This window comes from Roseomonas acroporae (genome assembly GCF_023223525.1).
GTDB lineage: Bacteria > Pseudomonadota > Alphaproteobacteria > Acetobacterales > Acetobacteraceae > Roseomonas_E > Roseomonas_E acroporae.
In genome coordinates, this window is the sequence record NZ_JALPRX010000006.1 from 132,821 (window position 1) to 152,637 (window position 19,817).

Below are 19,817 nucleotides of genomic sequence, written 5' to 3' on the forward strand. Positions count from 1 at the left end.
GGCGGGGCGGCGCGGTTCGGGGGGCATGCCCGCGCCGCCGCCGCTGCTCAGCCGTTGCCGGCGAGCAGGCTGTCGGCCGCCGCCCGGGCGGCCTCGGTCACGCGCTCGCCGGCCAGCATGCGGGCGATCTCCTCGCGCCGCTGCGGCTCGGGCAGCGCCTCCACCACCGTCGCCGCACGCTCGGCGCGGGTGGTCTTGCTGACGCGGAAATGGTTGCCGCCGCGCGCCGCGACCTGCGGCGAGTGGGTGACGACCAGCACCTGCAGTCGTTCCGCCACGCGGGCGAGCCGGTCGCCGACGGCGGCGGCGGTGGCGCCGCCGATGCCGCTGTCCACCTCGTCGAAGATCAGCGTGGGCACCGGCGAGCCGCGCGCCAGCACCACCTTCAGCGCCAGCATCAGCCGCGACAGCTCGCCGCCCGAGGCGATCTTCGCGAGCTGCCCCGGCGTCTGGCCGGGGTTGGTGGCGACCAGGAAGGTGACGCGGTCCATGCCGTCGGCGCCCCAGGCCGCCTCCTCGCGCGGGGCCAGCTCGATCACGAAGCGGGTGCGGTCCAGCTTGAGCGGGGGCAGCTCCTTGCCCACCGCCTTCTCCAGCCGCGCGGCGGCGGTCTGGCGGGATTCGGTCAGGGCGTGGCCGGCGGCGAGATAGGCGTCGCGCGCCTCGCGGGTGGCCGACTCCAGCGCGGCGAGCCGGCCGGTGCCCGCATCGAGCGCCGCGAGCCGCTCGCGCAGCTCGACCAGCAGGCCGGGCAGCTCCACCACGGCGACGCTGTGCTTGCGGGCGGCGGCGCGCAGCGCGAAGAGGCGTTCCTCGACCTGCTCCATGCGGCGCGGGTCGGGGCCGCTCTCGTTGCCGAGGCGCTCCAGCAGGGTTTCCGCCTCGGCCAGCGATTCCTCGGCCTGGGCGAGGGCGGCGAGGGCGGGCTGGGCGGCCTCGCCGGCCTGGGCGGGCAGGCGCTCCAGCGCCCGCACCGCGCCGCGCAGCGCATGCGCCGCCGAGCCGCCGCCGCGCCGGTCGCGCGGGCGCAGCTCGGAGGCCGCCGCGGCGATCGCCTCGCGGATCCGTTCGCCCTGCTGCAGCCCCTGCCGCTCCTGGGCGAGTTCCGCCTCCTCGCCCTCCACCGGGTCGAGGTCGGAGAGCTCGCCCACGGCGTGGCGCAGCCACTCCTCGTCGCGCTGGGCGGCGGCGATGGCCTCGCGCGCCTCGGCCAGCCGGCGCGCGGCGTCGCGCCATGCCTTCCAGGTGGCGGCGACGGCGCTGCGACGCGGCTCCAGCCCGCCGAAGGCATCGAGCAGGGAGGGGTGGGTGGCGGGGTCGGCGAGGCCCACCTGGTCGTGCTGGCCCTGCACCTCGACCAGCGTGGCGCCGACCCGGCGCAGCAGGCCCACGCCGACCGGCTGGTCGTTCACGAAGGCGCGCGAGCGGCCATCGGCCGTGACCACGCGCCGCAGCACCACCTCCGCCTCCTCGGCCGCCAGCCCCTGCTCCTGCATCAGCGCGAAGACGGGGTGGCCCTCGGCGGGCTGGAAGGCGGCGGTGACGGAGGCCTGGTTCTGGCCAGCGCGGACCATGCCGGCCTCGGCGCGCTGGCCGAGGGCGAGGCCCAGGCTGTCGAGCAGGATCGACTTGCCGGCGCCGGTCTCTCCGGTCAGCACCGACAGGCCGGCGCCGAAGCAGAGGTCCAGCCGCTCGATCAGCACCACGTCCCGAATCGCGAGCGAGGCGAGCATGCAATCTGGTCCGGTCCCAAGGGGTATCCGGAACATAGTGGGAACGCGAGGCGCCGCCAACACCGTCGTGGCGGGTTCACGCAGGAACGAACGTTCCGCGTGGCCGGGACGACACGGCGGGCGGCGTCCCGCAGGGCAGGCGGGCCCGGAAAAGGCGCGGCGCGTCCCCGGTGACGGGGCGAAGGTCCCCGGCCCCCTCGTGGCGCCCGGGATGGGAGCGAGGCAGCGGGATTCCCCGGCCCGCCTGCGGAACGGGGGGGCTCCGGAGAGGCTGCGCCCCCTTCGCGGGGGCCGGGGCGGAGGCCGGGGCGGGTCGGCGAACGACACCGTGGGGACGAGGCGACGCCCCGCCGTTCAGAACACCCAGTTCCAGGCACGCCGCACGAAGCCGGGCCGGTCCTGCGCGGCGCGCGGCGCGCCGGGGGTCAGCAGGGCGTAGGCGTCCTGGTACCAGGGGCTGCCGGGGAAGTTGCTGCCGAGCACGGCGGCGGTGCGGCGCGCCTCGTCGGTCATGCCGAGGGCGGTGTAGCTCTCGACCAGCCGGAACAGCGCCTCGGGCGTGTGGTTGGTGGTCTGGTAGTCGTCCACGACGCGGCGGAAGCGGTTGATCGCGGCGCCGTAGAGGCGCTGGCGCTCGTAGAAGCGGCCGATCACCATCTCCTTGCCCGCGAGGTGGTCGCGGCCGAGGTCGATCTTGAGGCGCGCGTCGCGGGCGTAGGCGCTGTCGGGGAAGCGGTTCACCACGTCCTGCAACGCGGCGATGGCCTGCTCCGTGGCGCGCTGGTCGCGCTGCGCGTCGGAGATCTGCTCGTACTGCGAGAGGGCGCGCAGGTAGTAGGCGTAGGCGATGTCGCGATGCGCGGGATGGAGCTGGATGAAGCGGTCCAGGGCGCCGATCGCCTCGGTGTAGCGGTTGCGCTGGTAGTCGGCATAGGCGCCCATCAGCGTCGCGTTGGTCGCCCAGGTGGAATAGGGGTGCTCGCGCTCTATCGTGTCGAACAGGTCCACCGCCTGCTGGTAGCGCTTGGCCTGGAGCGCGTCGATGCCGTCGGCGTAGAGGCTCTCCGGCGAGCGGTCGCGCATCGCCTCGCGGCTGGTCGGCCGGGTCGTATCCCCGCGCCATTCCCGCAGGGTCTCGCAGCCCGGCGTCAGGGCGAGCAGCAGCAGGGGCAGGACAAGGCGCTGCGGGGTGCGCTTCATGGGCGGCAGTGTCATCCGACTTTGGTCCGGCATCCGGCGAGGGAGAAGGCCGCGCACCGATGCCACTTCCGGCGCGGCCGCGCTACCCCGTGCGTGGCCCGCCGGGATGCGCCGCGGGAGCGGGAGCCGGAAGGTCCGCTGCCGGGAACGGCCTGGGCGGCCGCGACCGTCGGCCTGGAAGGAGAAGCGCCGGGAGTGCCACCCGGGAGTGCCACCGGGAACGGATGGCAGGGCCGCAACCGGCGGCGCGGGAAGCCGGCCTGCCGCCGGCCGGGCTCAGGCGAAGCTCGGCGCCGCCGCGGCGGCATAGGACGGCATCGCGCCGCCGACCGCCATCACGTCCTCGTCCTCGACGACGCGCCAGGCGTCGCGGTCGGCGAACAGCGCGCGCAGCAGGCGGTTGTTCAGCGCGTGGCCGGAGCGGTGGCCGATGAAGTGGCCGCGGATCGGCGCGCCGGCCAGGGCGAGGTCGCCCACCACGTCCAGCAGCTTGTGGCCGGCGAACTCCTCCGGGCAGCGCAGCCCGCCGGGGTTCAGGATCAGCGGGCCGTCCACCACCACCGCGTTGGCCAGCGAGCCGCCCTGGCACAGCCCGGCGGCGCGCAGGCGGGCCACCTCCTCGGCCAGGGTGAAGGTGCGGCAGCGCGCCACCTCCTCGCGGAAGGCGGCGGGCGTCAGGCGCAGCGCGGCCGACTGCCGGCCGATGGCGGTGCCGGGGAAGTCGATCTCGATCTCGGCGTCGAAGTGCGGGCCGGTGGCGGGGCGCAGCTCGGCCCAGGCGGCGCCGGCGCCGCCGCCCTCGCTGACGCGGACCGGGCGCAGCACCTCGATCGCGCGCATCGGCGCGGGGCGGCCGATCAGGCCGGCGCAGTCGAGCAGGAAGACGAAGGGAGCGGCCGAGCCGTCCAGGATCGGCACCTCCGGCCCGTCCAGCTCGATGATCGCGTCGGCGACGCCGCAGCCCGCGAGGGCCGCCATGACGTGCTCGACGGTGCCGACCGTGGCGCGCCGGTCGCCCGGCAGGCCGAGCATGGTGCAGAGGCGGGTTTCCACCACGTGGTCGTAGAGGGCGGGGATCTCGATGCCGAGATCGGTGCGGCGGAACACGATGCCGGTGCCGGCGGCGGCCGGGCGCAGCGTCAGCGCGACGCGCCGGCCGCTGTGCAGACCGACGCCGACGCAGCCGATGGACGCCTTGAGCGTCCGGCGCTGCGGCAGATCGATCGAGATGGAACCGTCCATGCGTGCCCCTGGAAACCTGCACTGGGGCAGCGAAGCGGCTGCCTCCCCCTGAGGCTGGTGTGCAACGCTCGCGGGCCGAAGGCCAGTCAACGCTTATTTCTCAATATTTCGTCGCAAGTGTCTGATTTGATTGGGAAATTCCATTACAAAAACGGGCCGGAACGCCGTTCTGCAACGACGTCCGGCCCGTATCGGCGGGCGAATCCCGCGGCGGGTCCCCTTGCGGGGCCGTGCCAGGGCCGCGCCGCGCGGGCGCAGCCCGGGCTGCCTCAGCCGCCGTTGCTCTGGCGGCGCAAGAAGGTCGGGATGTCGAGCGCGGCCTCCTCCTGCTGGGCCGGGCGGACGGCCGGGCGGGCCGCCGGGGCCTGCGGCTCGGTGCGCGGCGCGGCCGGCGCCGGGGCGGGAGCGGCGTGGGCGGTCTCGGGCAGGGTGCGCTTGATGAGCCCGGTGGCCAGGCCGAACAGGCTGCTGCCGGTGCGCGCGGCCGGGGCGGGGCGGGAGGCGACCGGGGCGGGCCGGGCGGCGGGATCGACGGCGCCGATCGGGGCCTGGGCCGGCAGATGCGGCGCCACCGGCTCCGACGCCTGGGCCACCGGCGCCTGCACCGGCTCGGCCGGCAGCGCCACGGCGGGGGCGCCGAGCACGGAGCGACGGGCCCCCATCGGCATGGCGGACAGCACCGGCGCGCCGATCGGGCCGGCGTGATGCCCAGCGTGATGCGAGGCGTGATGCGAGGCGTGCGGCGGCGTGCCGCCGGCGTGGCCGATGCCGCCCTGGCCCGGCTGGCCGGCCGGGGCGCCGCCCTGCGCCACGGTCGGCGCCGCGCCCTGGGCGGGGCCGCCCGGGCCGCGCGCCGGCTGCGCCGCGCCGCCGCCCACGGCGACGAGGCGCAGCCGCTCCTCCTGCGCCGCCTGCTCCTTCTTCGTCTCGACGTCGATGCCGGTGGCGACGACGGAGACGCGGATGCGGCCGTTCATCGTCTCGTCGATCGAGGAGCCGAAGATGATGTTGGCCTCCTCGTCCACCTCCTTGCGGATGCGGTTCGCGGCCTCGTCCACCTCGAACAGCGTCATGTCGTAGCCGCCGGTGATGTTGATCAGCACGCCGCGGGCGCCGCGCATGGAGATGTCCTCCAGGAGCGGGTTGCTGATCGCGGCCTCGGAGGCCTTGACGGCGCGGTCGTCGCCCTCGGCCTCGCCGGTGCCCATCATCGCCTTGCCCATCTCGGCCATCACGGTGCGGATGTCGGCGAAGTCGAGGTTCACGAGGCCGGGGTTGACCATCAGGTCGGTCACGCCGCGCACGCCCATGTAGAGGACGTTGTCGGCCAGCTTGAACGCCTCGGCGAAGGTGGTGCGCTCGTTGGCCAGCCTGAACAGGTTCTGGTTCGGGATCACGATCAGCGTGTCCACGAACTGCTGCAGCTCCTCGATGCCCTGGTCGGCCGAGCGCTTGCGCTTGGGGCCCTCGAAGTCGAAGGGCTTGGTGACGACGCCGACGGTCAGGATGCCGCGCTCGCGCGCCATGCGCGCGATCACCGGCGCCGCCCCCGTGCCGGTGCCGCCGCCCATGCCCGCCGTGACGAACACCATGTGCACGCCGTCCATGTGGCGTGCCAGCTCGTCCGTCGCCTCCTCGGCCGCCGCCCGGCCGATCTCGGGCTTGGCGCCGGCGCCGAGACCCTGGGTGAGGTGCGGGCCGAGCTGCACGCGCCGCTCCGCGCGGCTGTGCATCAGCGACTGTGCGTCGGTGTTGGCGATCACGAAGTCCACGCCGTCGAGGTTCATCGCGATCATGTTGTTGACCGCGTTGGTGCCGCCGCCGCCGACGCCGATCACGGTGATCCGCGGGCTGAAGTCGGTGTGCTGCTGGGCCGGGATCGTCAGGTTCAGGGTCATGGAGGCGCCTCCTGTGGCGACGGCGGTGTTGCGGCCGGGGCGGCCGGCCGGGGACGGGGTTGCGGGGATCCGATCGGCGACCGCCGGCAGGGCCGGGGCGGGATCGGTCGTGGCGGGGGCCGGCGCGACCGGCGGCGGGGGGCTTCAGACACGGTCGCGCAGCCAGTTGACGAAGCGGCGGAAGACGCCGCGCGTGTGGTCGGCGCCGGGGGTGAGGGTGATCAGCGGCCGCCCCTCGCCGCCGCCCCAGAGCAGCAGGCCGGTGGCGGCGGCGAAGGCGGCGCCGGTCGCGGGCTCGGGCAGGCCGGCCAGCGGGTGCGGGCGGCCGAGCCGGACCTGGCGGTCCAGCACGCGCGCGGCGAGGTCGCGCACGCCGACGAGCTGGCTCGCGCCGCCTGTCAGCACCACGCGCCCGCTGCCGGCGCGGCCGAGGCCGGCGGCCTCGATCCGGTCGCGCACCAGCTCGAACGTCTCCTCCAGGCGCGGGCGGATGATGCCGAGCACGTGGGCGCGGTTGACGCGGGAGATGTGGCCGTCCTCCTCGCCCACCAGCGGCACGGGCAGCCAGTCGCGCTCGTCCTCGGCGGTGCCCTGCACGCCGCCGTGCAGCGTCTTGAGCCGCTCGGCGTAGGCGATGGGCGTGGAGAGGACGCGGGCGAGGTCGTTGGTCACCTGCCAGCCGCCGACCGGGATCTGCGCCGTGTGCAGCAGGGTCCCCTCGGCGAAGACGGCGACGGAGGTGGTGCCGCCGCCCATGTCGATCACCGTGGCGCCGAGCTGCTTCTCGTCCTCGACCAGCGAGGCGAGGCCGGCGGCGTAGGGGGCGGAGACCAGCTCCTCCACCTCCAGGTCGCAGCGCATCAGGCAGGCGCCGAGGTTGCGCAGCGAGGCCTGCGCCGCGTCCACGAGGTGCAGCCGCGCGCCGAGCATCTCGCAGATCATGCCGCGCGGGTCGACGACGTGCGGCGTCGCGTCCACGGTGAAGCCGAGCGGGAAGGCGTGCACCGTCTCGCGCCCGTCCTCGGCGGAGCGGCGGCGGCCCTCGCTGAGGATGGCGTTGAGGTCGGCGTCGGTGACGGCGCGGCCGCCGATCGGCCACTGGATGTTCTGCCCCTGGCTCGCCGGCTGGCCGCAGGAGAGGTTGACGATGGCGCCGCGCACCTGCGTGTCGGCCATGTCCTCGGCCTGGCCGACGGCGGCGCGGATCGCGCGCTCGGCCTCCTCCAGCTCCACGATGGAGCCGGCGCGGACGCCGCGCGAGCGCTGCCAGCCGAAGCCGAGCACGCGCGGCTGCGGGCCCGCCTCCGGCGTCGGCTCCATGCGGGCGATGATGCACACCACCTTGCTGGTGCCGATGTCGAGCACGCAGAACGGGCCCTGGCGGCCGCGGCGGCGCTCGGGCGGCGATTCGCGGTCCGGCGGCGTGGGCGGCGGCCGGTCGGGCGCGCGCTCGGTCCCGGACCGGGGCGCCCTGTCCTCCCCGGTCCTGTCGGTCCCGGCCCTGTCGTTCCGGTTCCTGTCGCCCGCGCTCCCGCCATCCCTGGGCACGCGCGCGGAGCGGCGGGGCAGCCTGGCCATGACGCTCATCCGCGGCTGCTCCTTCCGCGCGGGGCGGGGTTGGCGTCCTGGGCCGGGGGCTGGCCCTGCTGGCGCAGCACCAGCTTGTCGGGCAGGCGCATGTCGATCGCGGCCAGCGGCCGGTCGAGCAGCGCCTGGCCCGCCTGCAGCTCGGCCAGCCGCGACAGGGCGGCGGCCTCCTGCCCCTCGGGCAGCAGCACGTCGGTGCCGTTGTGCAGGCGCAGGTTCCAGCGGCGCTCGGAGATGCGCACCATCGCCTGGGTGCGCACCATGATCTCGGGGCGCGTCCGCAGCTGGGCGATCAGCGGCACGGCGGCACGGTCGGCGCCGGCGCCCACCACCAGCGGCAGCGGGCCGTAATTGCCGATGCCCTCGGCGGTGACGACCTTGCCCTGCGCGTCGAGGATGGCGAAGCGGCCCTGGTGCTGCCAGATCGCGAAGGGCGTGCGCTCGACGAGGCGGACCACGATGGTGCCGTTGAGGTGGCGCTCCACCGTGGCGCTCTCCACCCAGTCGAGCAGCTCCAGCCGCTCGCGCGCCGTCGCCGGCGAGAAGTCGAGCAGCGGATCGCCGCGGTTGGCGCCGACGGCGGTGCGCACGAGATCCATCGCGGTGTAGCGGCGGCCCTCGACCGCGATCTCGCGCACGGTGAGGCCGAGCCGCGCGCCGGCCGCGGCGATGCCGTCGGTCGCCGCCGCGAGGCGTTCGGCGGGCGCCAGCGCGTACAGGCCGAAGCCGAGCACGCCGAGCGCCGCCAGCGCGGCGACGCCGTAGCCGGCCGGGCGCAGCAGCGCGCGGTTGCGCCGCAGCCAGAGCCGGACGGGGCTCGGCCGATCCGGGATCCGGGCGTCGGCGCGACTACGGGCCATGCCGTGCCTGCTCCACCATCCAGGCGCAGAGCGCGGGGAAGCCGATGCCGAGATGCGCAGCCTGCTCGGGCACCAGCGAGGTGCGCGTCATGCCAGGTTGTGTGTTCACCTCGAGCAGCACGATTCGCCCCGGTTCCCCTGCCGTATCGTCATAGCGGAAATCCGCGCGCGACACGCCACGGCAACCGAGCGCGCGATGCGCGTCGAGCGCCACGCGCATCGCCTGCTCGGCGATCGCCGGATGCACGCGCGCCGGCAGCACATGGTGCGAGCCGCCTTCCGCGTATTTCGCCTCGTAGTCGTAGAAGGCGAGATGGGTCGCGATGTCCGTGACGGCGAGCGGGCGGTCGCCCATCACCGCGACGGTCAGCTCGCGGCCGGGGATGTAGGGCTCGGCCATGATCGCCTCGCCGAAGCGCCATTCGGCGGCGATCGCGGTGCGCCGGTTGTCGCCCTCTCGCATGATCGTGACGCCGACCGAGGAGCCCTCGTTCACCGGCTTGAGCACGTAGGGGCGCGGGAAGGGATCGGCGGCGGCCAGTTCCGCGGGCGAGAGCAGGCGGTGGTCGGCGACCGGCAGGCCGGCGGCGCGGAACACCGCCTTGGCCGCCTGCTTGTCCATGGCCAGCGCCGAGGCGCGCACGCCGGAATGGGTATAGGGGATCTCCAGCCAGTCCAGCACGCCCTGGATGCAGCCATCCTCGCCGAAGCGGCCGTGCAGCGCGTTGAACACCGCGTCCGGCCGCGCCGCGCGCAGCGCCTCGGCCAGCGCGCCGAGGTCGCGCGTGGGATCGACCGGCGTGACGTGGTAGCCGGCCTCGCGCAGCGCCGGCACGATCTGGGCGGCGGAGGCGAGGCTCACCTCGCGCTCGGCGGAAAGCCCGCCCTGCAGGACGACGACGCGCTTGCTCATGCGGCGCCTCCCGTGAAGGCCGTGCCCGGAGCGGCCGCCGGCTCGCCGACGCGGCGGATCTCCCAGTGCAGCTCGATGCCGCTGCGCGCCCGCACGCGGTCGCGCACCGTCTCGCCGAGCGCCTCCAGCTCGGCGGCGGTGGCCTCGCCGGTGTTGATAAGGAAGTTGCAATGCTTCTCGGAGACCATGGCACCACCGTGACGCAGACCGCGACAGCCCGCCGCATCGATCAGCGCCCAGGCCTTCTCGCCCTCCGGGTTGCGGAAGGTGGAGCCGCCCGTGCGCGCGCGCACGGGCTGCGTCGCCTCGCGGGAGGCGCGTATCCCGGCCATGCGCGCGGCGATGGCGTCGCGGTCGCCCGGGCTGGCGCGGAAGCGGGCGCGCACCACCACGCCGCCGGGCGGCAGCGCGGCGTGGCGGTAGGACAGGCCGAGCGCCGCGGCGGGCAGACGCCGCACGCCGTCCGCCGTCGCCACCTCGGCCCAGTCCAGCACCGCGGCCACGTCGCCGCCATAGGCACCGGCATTCATCGCGACGGCGCCGCCGACGCTGCCCGGGATGCCGGAGAGGAATTCGAGGCCGGCGAGCCCGGCGGCGGCGGCGTGCTCGGCGACCGTCGCGTCCAGCGCGCCGGCCCCGGCCACCACGCCGTCCGGCGCCGTCTCGATCGCGGTGAAGCCGCGCGCGAGGCGGATCACGAGGCCGCGCACGCCGCCGTCGCGGATGATCAGGTTGGAGGCGGCGCCGATCACCGTCACCGGCCAGCCGGGCGGCAGGCCGCGCAGCAGCGCGACGAGGTCGTCGTCATCCGCCGGGCGCGCCAGCCAGTCGGCCGTGCCGCCGACGCGGAACCAGCTGGTCGGGCCGAGCGGGGCGTCGCGCGTCAGGCGGCCGCGGATCGGCGGCGGGGCGAGGCTGCCCGCGGGCTCTCCCGTGGGATCTCCCGTCATCGCGGGGCGGGCGCTCATGCGGCACCGAGGCCGCGTTGCGGCAGGCGCTGCACGTTCGGCCGCGCGCCCTGCGCCTTGGCCTGCAGCTCCGCGAGCTGGGCCGGCAGCCCCTGCGCCCAGTTGGTGATCGAGCCGGCGCCGAGGCAGACCACGTAGTCGCCCGGCCGCGCGATCGCGAACACCATCTCGGCCAGGTGCTCGGGGCCCGGCAGCGGCACCACGGAGCGGTGGCCGCGGGCGCGCAGCCCCTCCACCAGCGCGTCGCGGTCGAAGCCCGGGATGGGCTGCTCGCCGGCGGCGTAGACATCGGCCACGATCACCGTGCCGGCGTCGTTCATGCACTTGCAGAAATCCTCGAACAGGGATTCGAGGCGCGAGTAGCGGTGCGGCTGCACCACGGCGAGCACGTCCCGGGCGCCGGCCTGGCGCGCGCCCTTCAGGGTCGCCGCGATCTCCACCGGGTGGTGGCCGTAATCGTCGATCACGGTGATGCCGCCCGCCTCGCCGACCCGGGTGAAGCGGCGCTTGACGCCCTTGAAGGCGGCCAGCGCGTCGCGGATCACGTGCTCGCCCACCTCCATCTCGATGCCGACGGCGATGGCGGCGAGCGCGTTCTGCACGTTGTGGTGGCCGAGCATCGGCAGGCGGAACGACTTCATGGTGCGGGCGCGGCCGGTGGCGCGGTCCTGCACCACCACCTCGAAGGAGGCGCCGAGCTTGTCGGTGATGAGGCGCTCGGCGCGCACATCGGCCTGGGGCGAGAAGCCGTAGGTGATCAGGCGCCGGTCGGAGAGGCGCGGGATCATCGCCTGCACCTCCGGGTGGTCGGCGCAGAGCACGGCGAAGCCGTAGAAGGGCGTGTTGGAGACGAACTGGGCGTAGCCCTCCTTCATCGCCTCGGCGGTGCCCCAGTGGTCGAGATGCTCGGGGTCCATGTTGGTGACGACCGCCACCACCGCCGGCAGGCGCAGGAAGGAGCCGTCGCTCTCGTCCGCCTCCACCACCATCCAGTCGCCGGCACCCTGGCGGGTGTTGGTGCCGTAGGCGTTGATGATGCCGCCGTTGATCACGGTGGGGTCGAGCCGCGCCTGCTCCAGCACCGCCGCGATCAGGCTGGTCGTGGTGGTCTTGCCGTGCGTGCCGCCGACCGCGATCGACCATTTCAGCCGCATCAGCTCGGCCAGCATCTCGGCGCGGCGCACCACCGGGATCAGGCGCTTGCGGGCGGCCTGCACCTCCGGGTTGTCGCGCTTCACGGCCGAGGAGATCACCACTACCTGCGCGTCGCCGAGATTGGCCGCGTCGTGCCCGATGGTGACGGGGATGCCGGCGCGGCGCAGCCGCTCGACGTTGTAGCCCTCGGCGATGTCGCTGCCCTGCACGCGGTAGCCGAGGTTGCGCAGCACCTCGGCGATGCCCGACATGCCGATGCCGCCGATGCCGACGAAGTGGATGGTGCCGATGGAGAGGGGCAGGGCGCGCATCAGGGGGCAACCTTGTGAGGTGCAGGCACCGCGGCATCGCGCTGCGCGGCCTGGACCAGCGAGAGGACGAGATCGGCGAGCTGCCGCGCCGCCTCCGGGCGGGCGAGGCTGCTGGCGGCGCGGGCGGCGGCGTGGAGGATGGCGGGCTCGCCGGCGAAGCGGGCGAGCAGCGTGCCGAGCGCGGCCGCGCTGAATTGCGGCTGCGGCAGCAGCCAGGCGGCCTCCGCCTCGACCAGGGCGCGCGCATTGGCGGTCTGGTGGTCGTCGATCGCGTGCGGCAGCGGCACCAGCACGGCCGGGCGGCCGGCGCAGGCCAGCTCCGCCACGGTGGAGGCGCCGGCGCGGGCGATCACGAGATGGGTGGTGGCGAGGCGGGTCGCCACGTCCGGGAAGAAGGGGGCGAGCTCGGCCGGCACCCCGGTCTCGGCGTAGGCGTCCCGCACCCGGGCGATGTCCTCCGGCCGGCACTGCTGCGAGACCACGAGGCGCGCGCGCAGCGCCGCCGGCAGCGACGCGACCGCGGCCGGCACCACGTCCGAGAAGACCCGTGCGCCGAGCGAGCCGCCCAGCACCAGCAGGCGGAAGGCGCCGCCCTCGGCGGGCGGGGCGTAGCCCGCGCCGGCCAGCGCCGCCAGCGCCGGGCGCACCGGGTTGCCCACCGTCACCGGCCGGCCGCCCGAGCCGGGCGGCGGCAGGTGCGCCGTGCCGGCGAAGGAGAGGGCCAGCGCGTCGGCGGTGCGCGCCAGCAACCGGTTGGCGCGGCCGAGCACGGCATTCTGCTCGTGCAGCACCGTGACCGGCCGGCGCCGGGCCGGGAGCAGGCGCGCGGCCAGCAGGGGCGGCACGCTCGGGTAGCCGCCGAAGCCGACCACGGCGGCCGCATCGAGCCCGGCGAGGTGCCGCCGCGCCGCGACCGTGCCGGCGGCGAGCGCGCCGACGCCGCGCGCCGCGCGCAGGAGGCTGCGGCCGGTGAGGCCCGCGCCCTGCAGCACGAAGCGCTCGGCGTTGCTGAAGGCCGGGCTCTCGAAGGCACCGGAGCGGGCATCGGTCATCAGCGCCACGCGCTCGCCGCGCGCGACCAGCTCGGCGGCTAGCGCCTCGGCGGGGAAGAGGTGGCCGCCGGTGCCGCCGGCGGCGATCACCACGGGGCGCACGCTGGGGCCTCTCATGCGCGCCTCCTCATGCTTCGTTCCCGGCCAGCCGGCCGCCGCGCCGGCGCGTCAGCGCCAGCAGCATGCCCATGCCGAGGGCGATGGCGAAGACCGACGAGCCGCCGTAGGAGACGAAGGGCAGCGTCATCCCCTTGGTCGGGATCAGGTGCAGCGAGGAGGCCATGTTGACGAAGGCCTGCAGCCCGAACTGGGTCAGCAGCCCGGCCGAGGCCAGCACCACGAACAGGTCGTTCTCGGCCAGCAGCCGCAGCAGGCCGCGGATCACCACGAAGGCGAACAGGGACAGGATCACGAGGCAGACGACCAGCCCGAACTCCTCGCCGGCGACGGCGAAGACGAAGTCGGCATGCGCGTCGGGCAGCACGTTCTTGACGCGGCCCTCGCCGGGACCGGCGCCGAACAGCCCGCCATGGCCGAACGCCTCCATGGCGCGCATCACCTGGTAGTTGTCGCCGGTCGAGGGATCGAGGAAGCGGTCCACGCGGCTGCGCACGTGCGAGAACAGGAAGTAGGCGCCGACCGCGCCGGCCGCCCCCATCGCCGCGACGATGCCGACCACGAACAGGTTCAGGCCGGCCACGAAGAACTGCGCCAGGAACACCGCCGAGACCACCAGCAGCATGCCGATGTCGGGCTGCGACTTCAGCAGCAGCGCGATGAGGCCGAACAGCGCGATGGCGAGCGCGATGCCGGGAAAGCGGGCGTGCAGCCCGGCGGCGCGCTGCAGCGCCGCCGTCTTGCCCTCGGCGATCAGCCAGGCGGCGGTGACGGCGAAGCAGGGCTTGAGGAACTCCGACGGTTGCAGCGACCCGAGCAGCGGCAGGTTCAGCCAGCGGCGCGCGCCCTTGATCTCGACGCCCATCACCAGGGTGAGGCCGGTGAACAGGATGGCGACGACGCAGCCGAGCAGCGCGACGCGGCGCACGCCCCTGACCGAGAGCAGCGAGGTCCCGAACAGGATCGCCGCCGCGATGAGCAGGTAGGTCACCTGGCGGAAGATGAAACCGTAGCGCGAGGCCATGCCGATGCGCTCGGCGACGGCCGGCGAGGCGGCCAGCAGCATCACGTAGCCGAAGCCGATCAGGATCAGCAGCGCCGCCAGCGTCCAGCGGTCCACCGTCCACCACCACCGGCCGAGAACCGAGTTGTCCGCGCGCGAGAGGGCCATCAGCGCTTCTCCCCGGCCGGGGCGTGCCCCGGATGGTCGTGGATTCCCGGCCGGCGGGTGGCGGACTGGGCGCGCACCAGCTCGCGGAAGCGGTCGCCGCGCGCGTCGAAGCCGGTGAACTGGTCCCAGCTCGCGCAGGCCGGCGAGAGCAGCACCACCGGCGCCGCGCCGGCGCGCGCGGCGGCGGCGGCGGCCGGCACGGCGGCCTCCAGCGTGCCGGCCACCGCGTTCGGCACGCCGTGCGCGGTGAGCACGCCGGCGAATTCCTCGGCGCACTCGCCGATCAGGAAGGCCTGCGCGATGCGGCCGAACAGCGGCGCGAGCGGCGCGATGCCTCCGGCCTTGGGCACGCCGCCGGCGATCAGAACGACGCGTTCAAATGAGAGCAGCGCGCGCTCGGTGCTGTCGGCGTTGGTGGCCTTGCTGTCGTTGACGAACAGCACGCCGTCGCTCTCGCCGACGCGCTCAAGCCGGTGCGGCAGGCCGGGATAGGTGCGCAGCGCCTCGGCCAGCACGTCGCGCGGCACGCCGAGGTCGAGCGCCACGGCGGCGGCGGCGGCGGCGTTCTGCGCGTTGTGCGCGCCCGGCAGGGCGCGCGCCGTGGCGAGGTCGAGGATCGGCCCCGCCGCGTCGCGCAGCACGCCGCCCTCGGCCCAGATCGCCGCCTGCTCGCCGGCCTGCGCGGCGGCGGCGCCCGAGACCGCCAGCAGGCGCGCGGGTGCCGTGCGCAGCGCGGCCAGCATGGCGCGGCTCGGCGCGTCGTCGATGCCGACCACGGCGAGGTCCTCCGGCTGCTGGCGCGCGAAGACCTGGCGCTTGGCCGCCGCGTAGCCGGCCATGTCGCCGTGCCGTTCCAGGTGGTCGGGCGTGAGGTTCAGCATCACCGCCTGGTTGAAGCGTACCGAATGCAGGCGCTCAAGGCCGTAGGAGGACATTTCCAGCGTGTAGATGCCGTCATCCGGCAGCATTTCGAGCGACAGCGCGGCAGGGCCGAGGTTGCCGCCCACCTCGGAGCGCTTCCCGGCGGCGAGAAGCACGTGGTGAATCAAGGCGGTGGTGGTGGACTTGCCGTTGGTGCCGGTGATGCCCACGAAGCGGGCACGTGACCCGCTCGCGCGCACGGCGCGGTACAGCATCTCGATCTCGCTGAGCACCGGCGCGCCGGCCGCGAGCGCGGCGGCGGCGGCGGGATGCGCGCGGGGGCGGTGGTGCGGGATGCCGGGCGAGAGCACCAGCGCGTCGAAGCGCCACGCCTCCCGGGACGGCCCAGGGGACTGCCCAGGGGACGGATCATGAACGGTGAGCCCCGCGGCCTCGGCCGGCGCGCGCGCGGCCGCCTTGTCGTCCCAGGCGACGACCTCGGCGCCCCAGTCGCGCAGGCGCAGCGCCGCCGGCAGCCCGGCCTTGCCGAGCCCCACCACGGCGATGCGTTGCCCCGCGAAGGGGCGGAAGGCGGCGGGTTCGCTCATCGGATCTTCAGCGTGGAGAGGCCGACCAGCGCCAGCACCATGGCGATGATCCAGAAGCGGATCACGATGGTGGGCTCGGCCCAGCCCTTCTTCTCGAAGTGGTGGTGCAGCGGCGCCATCAGGAAGACGCGCCTTCCGGTGCGCTTGTACCAGAACACCTGGATGATGACCGAGACGGTCTCGACCACGAACAGCCCGCCGACGATCGCCAGCACCACCTCGTGCTTGGTCGCCACCGCGACGGCGCCGAGCGCGCCGCCGAGGGCGAGGCTGCCCGTGTCGCCCATGAACACCGCCGCCGGCGGCGCGTTGAACCACAGGAAGCCGAGCCCCGAACCGATCAGCGCGGCGCAGAACACCGCGAGCTCGCTCGCGCCGGGCACGGCGTTGAGCTGGAGGTACTCGGCGAAGACGCGGTTGCCGACGAGGTAGGCGATCAGCGCGAAGACGCCGGCCGCGATCATCGAGGGGACGATGGCCAGCCCGTCCAGCCCGTCGGTCAGGTTCACCGCGTTGGAGGCGCCCATCATCACCAGCATGCCGACCAGCGGGAAGAGCAGGCCGAAGGGGATCAGCGCGTCCTTGACCACCGGCACCGCCAGCACGCCGGCGAGGTCCGGCGGGCTCAGCAGGTAGATCCAGACCGCCACCAGCAGGCCGAGCCCGGCCTGCACCACCAGCTTGGCGCGGGCCGAGACGCCCTTGGTGTTGCGCTTGGTCACCTTCAGCCAGTCGTCGGCGAAGCCGAGCGCGCCGTAGCCCACGGTCAGCGCCAGCACCGCCCAGACGAAGCCCGAGCGCAGGTCGGTCCAGAGCAGGGTGGAGAGCACCGTGCCGAGCAGGATCAGCACGCCGCCCATGGTGGGCGTGCCCTTCTTCTCCAGCAGGTGGCGCTCCGGCCCGTCGGCACGGATCGGCTGGCCGCCGCGCTGCACCGAGCGCAGCCAGCGGATGATGCGCGGCCCGAGGGCGAGCGAGAGCACCAGCGCCGTCAGGCAGGCGGCACCCGAGCGGAAGGTGACGTAGCGGACGAGGTTGAAGAGGGCGAAATCGTCCGCGTAGGGGGTGAAGAGGTTGTAGATCATGCCGCCTCTCCGGCGGCCAGGGGGGCATCGACGGCCGCATCCCCGGCGGCGAGCGCCTTCAGCGCCCGCAACACCACGGCCATGCGGCTGCCGAGCGAGCCCTTCACCAGCACCGCGTCGCCCGGGCGGATCGCCGCGGCGAGGCGCGGCGCCAGCGCGGCGCTGTCCGCGGCCCAGGCGCCGCGCCGGCCTTCCGGCAACGCGTCGTGCAGGTGGCGCATCAGCTCGCCGCAGCAGAAGGCGAGGTCGGCCTGCGCCGCCACATCCGGCGCCAGCGCCGCGTGCAGGGCCGGGCCGTGCTCGCCCAGCTCGCGCATGTCGCCGAGCGCCACGAGGCGGCGCTTCGCCGGCTGCGCCGCCAGCACGGCGAGCCCGGCGCGCACCGAGGCGGTGGAGGCGTTGTAGCTGTCGTCCAGCAGCAGCGCCGTGCCGCCGCCGGGCAGCGGCAGCGTCACGCGCTGGCCGCGCCCGGCGCCGGCGCCGAAGCCGGCCAGGGCGGCGGCGACGCGCGCCGGATCGGCCCCGGCCGCCTCGGCGGCGGCGAGCGCCGCCAGCGCGTTCAGCGCCATGTGCCGCCCCGGCGCCGCGATGGCGAAGCGCAGGCGCCTGCCGTGCAGCGCGACCTCGGCCTCGCCGCCCTCGGCGGTGCCGGCATAGTCGAGCAGCCGCGCCACGGCGCCCTCGGCGGCACCGAAGCCGACCACGCGGGCCCCGGCGGCCTCGGCCGCCGCGACGAGGCGCGGGTAGAGCGGGCTGTCGGCCGGCAGCACGGCGGTGCCGCCGGGAGCCAGTCCCTCCAGGATCTCCGCCTTGGCGTCGGCGATCGCCTCGATCGAGCCGAGCAGGCCGATATGCGCCGGCGCGACGGTGGTGATCACCACGACGTCGGGCCTTGCCAGCCGCGAAAGCGGCCCGATCTCGCCGGCATGGTTCATGCCCATCTCGACGATGGCGTACTCCGCCTCGCGCGGCAGGCGGGCGAGGGTCAGCGGCACGCCCCAGTGGTTGTTGTGGCTGGCGGCCGAAGCATGGGTCGGGGCGAGGGCGCCCAGGGCGTGGCGCAGCATCTCCTTGGTGGAGGTCTTGCCGACGCTGCCGGTGACGCCGATCACCCGCGCGGTTGAGCGAGCGCGCGCGGCGCGGGCCAGGGCGCGCAGCCCCTCCAGCGTGTCGGCCACGCGCAGCAGCGGCGCATCGGTCGCCACGCCCGGCGGATCACGATCCACCAGCGCGGCGGCGGCGCCGGCGGCCAGGGCGGCGGCCACGAATTCATGCCCGTCGCGCGCGTCGCGCAGGGCGACGAACAGGTCGCCGGGTTGCAGGGCGCGGCTGTCGATGGCGATGCCGGTCACCACGGGCCCGTCCGGAAGGGTCCCGCCGGTGGCGGCGCGCAGCTCGGGCGCGGTCCAGAGCGCGCTCATGCGCCGCCATTCCTTAGGCCATCCCCTGGGCCATCCGGGCGGGACTGGTCGTGCGTGCCGCATCCCGCGGCCGCGCGCACAACGGAAACGTCGTCGAAAGGCAGAGTGACACCTCGAATGGTTTGGCCGGCCTCGTGGCCCTTCCCGGCCACCGCCAGCACGTCGCCGGGGCCGAGCGAGCCGACCGCCGACGCGATCGCCGCCGCCCGGTCGCCGATCTCCTCGGCTCCGGGGCAGGCGGCGCGGATCGCGGCGCGTATAGCAGCCGGATCCTCGGAGCGGGGATTGTCGTCGGTCACGATCGCCCGGTCGGCCAGGCGCGCGGCGGCGGCGCCCATCAGCGGCCGCTTGCCCGGGTCGCGGTCGCCGCCGGCGCCGAACAGCACGTGCAGCCGCGCGCCGGGCGTCCCCGCGACATGGGGGCGCAGCGCCAGCAGCAGACGCTCCAGCGCGTCCGGCGTGTGGGCGTAATCGACGTAGATGGCGGCGCCGTTGGGCAGGCGCGCGGCCAGCTCCATCCGCCCGCGCACGCCGGCCAGGCGCGGCAGCAGCGCCAGCGCCGTCTCCGGCGCCATGCCGGTGGCGACGGCGAGCAGCGCGGCCATCAGCGCGTTGTCGGCCTGGAAGCGGCCGGGCAGCGGCAGCTCCAGCGTGTGCTCGGCACCCCAGCCATGCAGAGTGAGCGACTGACCGTGCGGCAGCGGCGCGTGCCGGACGAGGCGCAGCGTCTCGCCCGATTCGCCGACCGTGAGCAGCCGCAGCCCGCGCCGCGCCGCGATGCGGCGCAGGGCATCGAGCGTCGCCGGCTCCATGTCGGCATTGGCGACGGCGGCGGCGCCCTCGGGCAGCAGCGCGTCGAACAGGCGCAGCTTGGCGTCGCGGTAGCGGTCCAGCGTGCCGTGGTAGTCGAGATGGTCGCGCGTCAGGTTGGAGAACCCGGCCGCCGCGAGCCGCACCCCGTCCAGCCGGCGCTGCTCCAGCCCGTGGCTCGACGCCTCCATGGCGGCCCGGTCGATCCCGGCCGCCGACAGCGCCGCCAGCGTCGCGTGCAGCGCCACCGGGTCGGGCGTGGTGAGCGAGGGGCCGGGCGGGAAGCCCGGCGCCACCAGCCCGAGCGTGCCGAGCGAGGCGGCGCGCGCCCCGGCCTGCGTCCAGAGCTGGCGCAGGAAGTCGACCGTGCTGGTCTTGCCGTTGGTGCCGGTGACCGCGACCACCGTTTCCGGCTGCGCGCCGTGGAAGGCGGCCGCGCATTCGGCGAGCACGCGGCGCGGATCCGCCACCGCCAGCAGCGGCCGTGCCGGCACGTCCGGCGGCCATTCGGTGCCGGCGGGGGCCAGCACGGCGGCGGCGCCGCGCGCGACGGCCTCGGCGATGAAGGCGCGCCCGTCCGCCCGCGCGCCCGGCAGGGCGGCGAACAGGAAGCCGGGCCGCACGGCGCGGCTGTCGACGGCGAGCCCGCTGATCGCGGGCAGCCCCGGCAGCACGCGGCGGGCCTGCGCCTCGCCCGCCATCAGGCCGCGCCGCCGGTCCGGCGCGGCACCGGGCGCCCGACGGCATGCCCGGCGGCGGCATGCCGCCGGGCGGACCCGCCGCGACACGGGAGGCTCGCGGCCGGGGCGCGGCGGCCGGCGGGGC

15 protein-coding genes are annotated in these 19,817 nt (G+C 75.3%); all 15 read right to left on the minus strand.

Annotated elements, in window-relative coordinates; genetic code table 11:
• Positions 1-47 precede the first annotated feature (47 nt).
• The gene (gene recN / locus M0638_RS01710; protein WP_248665216.1) at positions 48-1,733 is read right to left on the minus strand and encodes a DNA repair protein RecN; all 1,686 of its coding nucleotides are present in this window, start codon (positions 1,731-1,733) and stop codon (positions 48-50) included.
• A gap of 354 nt (positions 1,734-2,087) precedes the next feature.
• Positions 2,088-2,933 carry an outer membrane protein assembly factor BamD gene (locus M0638_RS01715; protein ID WP_248665217.1) on the minus strand — a complete coding sequence of 282 codons (846 nt, stop codon included), beginning with the start codon at positions 2,931-2,933 and terminating at the stop codon, positions 2,088-2,090.
• A gap of 276 nt (positions 2,934-3,209) precedes the next feature.
• The gene (gene lpxC, locus M0638_RS01720; RefSeq protein WP_248665218.1) at positions 3,210-4,175 is read right to left on the minus strand and encodes a UDP-3-O-acyl-N-acetylglucosamine deacetylase; all 966 of its coding nucleotides are present in this window, start codon (positions 4,173-4,175) and stop codon (positions 3,210-3,212) included.
• Positions 4,176-4,444: 269 nt separating this feature from the next.
• Positions 4,445-6,073 (minus strand): cell division protein FtsZ, encoded by a 1,629-nt coding sequence (ftsZ, locus tag M0638_RS01725; RefSeq protein WP_248665219.1) that lies wholly within the window; start codon positions 6,071-6,073, stop codon positions 4,445-4,447.
• A gap of 144 nt (positions 6,074-6,217) precedes the next feature.
• Positions 6,218-7,651 carry a cell division protein FtsA gene (ftsA, locus tag M0638_RS01730; protein ID WP_248665220.1) on the minus strand — a complete coding sequence of 478 codons (1,434 nt, stop codon included), beginning with the start codon at positions 7,649-7,651 and terminating at the stop codon, positions 6,218-6,220.
• A gap of 5 nt (positions 7,652-7,656) precedes the next feature.
• Positions 7,657-8,520, minus strand: a complete 864-nt coding sequence (locus M0638_RS01735) for a cell division protein FtsQ/DivIB (RefSeq protein ID WP_248665221.1) — start codon at positions 8,518-8,520, stop codon at positions 7,657-7,659.
• Positions 8,510-9,433, minus strand: coding sequence for a D-alanine--D-alanine ligase (locus M0638_RS01740; RefSeq protein WP_248665222.1), 924 nt, complete (start codon positions 9,431-9,433; stop codon positions 8,510-8,512). Before M0638_RS01740 ends, M0638_RS01735 begins: the two co-directional genes overlap by 11 nt.
• Positions 9,430-10,383 (minus strand): UDP-N-acetylmuramate dehydrogenase, encoded by a 954-nt coding sequence (gene murB, locus M0638_RS01745; protein ID WP_248665260.1) that lies wholly within the window; start codon positions 10,381-10,383, stop codon positions 9,430-9,432. The genes M0638_RS01740 and murB overlap by 4 nt, the downstream gene beginning before the upstream one ends.
• 14 nt (positions 10,384-10,397) lie before the next feature.
• Entirely contained in the window at positions 10,398-11,867 is a 1,470-nt protein-coding gene (gene murC, locus M0638_RS01750; protein WP_248665223.1) for a UDP-N-acetylmuramate--L-alanine ligase, read from the minus strand.
• A complete protein-coding gene (gene murG, locus M0638_RS01755; RefSeq protein WP_248665224.1) occupies positions 11,867-13,036 on the minus strand; it encodes an undecaprenyldiphospho-muramoylpentapeptide beta-N-acetylglucosaminyltransferase in 1,170 nt (389 codons plus the stop codon). The genes murC and murG overlap by 1 nt, the downstream gene beginning before the upstream one ends.
• 10 nt (positions 13,037-13,046) lie before the next feature.
• Positions 13,047-14,210, minus strand: coding sequence for an FtsW/RodA/SpoVE family cell cycle protein (locus M0638_RS01760; protein WP_248665261.1), 1,164 nt, complete (start codon positions 14,208-14,210; stop codon positions 13,047-13,049).
• Positions 14,207-15,676, minus strand: a complete 1,470-nt coding sequence (gene murD / locus M0638_RS01765; protein WP_248665225.1) for a UDP-N-acetylmuramoyl-L-alanine--D-glutamate ligase — start codon at positions 15,674-15,676, stop codon at positions 14,207-14,209. The genes M0638_RS01760 and murD overlap by 4 nt, the downstream gene beginning before the upstream one ends.
• A complete protein-coding gene (gene mraY, locus M0638_RS01770; RefSeq protein WP_248665226.1) occupies positions 15,673-16,761 on the minus strand; it encodes a phospho-N-acetylmuramoyl-pentapeptide-transferase in 1,089 nt (362 codons plus the stop codon). The genes murD and mraY overlap by 4 nt, the downstream gene beginning before the upstream one ends.
• Entirely contained in the window at positions 16,758-18,182 is a 1,425-nt protein-coding gene (locus M0638_RS01775) for a UDP-N-acetylmuramoyl-tripeptide--D-alanyl-D-alanine ligase (RefSeq protein ID WP_248665227.1), read from the minus strand. The genes mraY and M0638_RS01775 overlap by 4 nt, the downstream gene beginning before the upstream one ends.
• Entirely contained in the window at positions 18,179-19,693 is a 1,515-nt protein-coding gene (locus tag M0638_RS01780; protein ID WP_248665228.1) for a UDP-N-acetylmuramoyl-L-alanyl-D-glutamate--2,6-diaminopimelate ligase, read from the minus strand. Before M0638_RS01780 ends, M0638_RS01775 begins: the two co-directional genes overlap by 4 nt.
• Between the last annotated feature and the right edge of the window lie 124 nt (positions 19,694-19,817).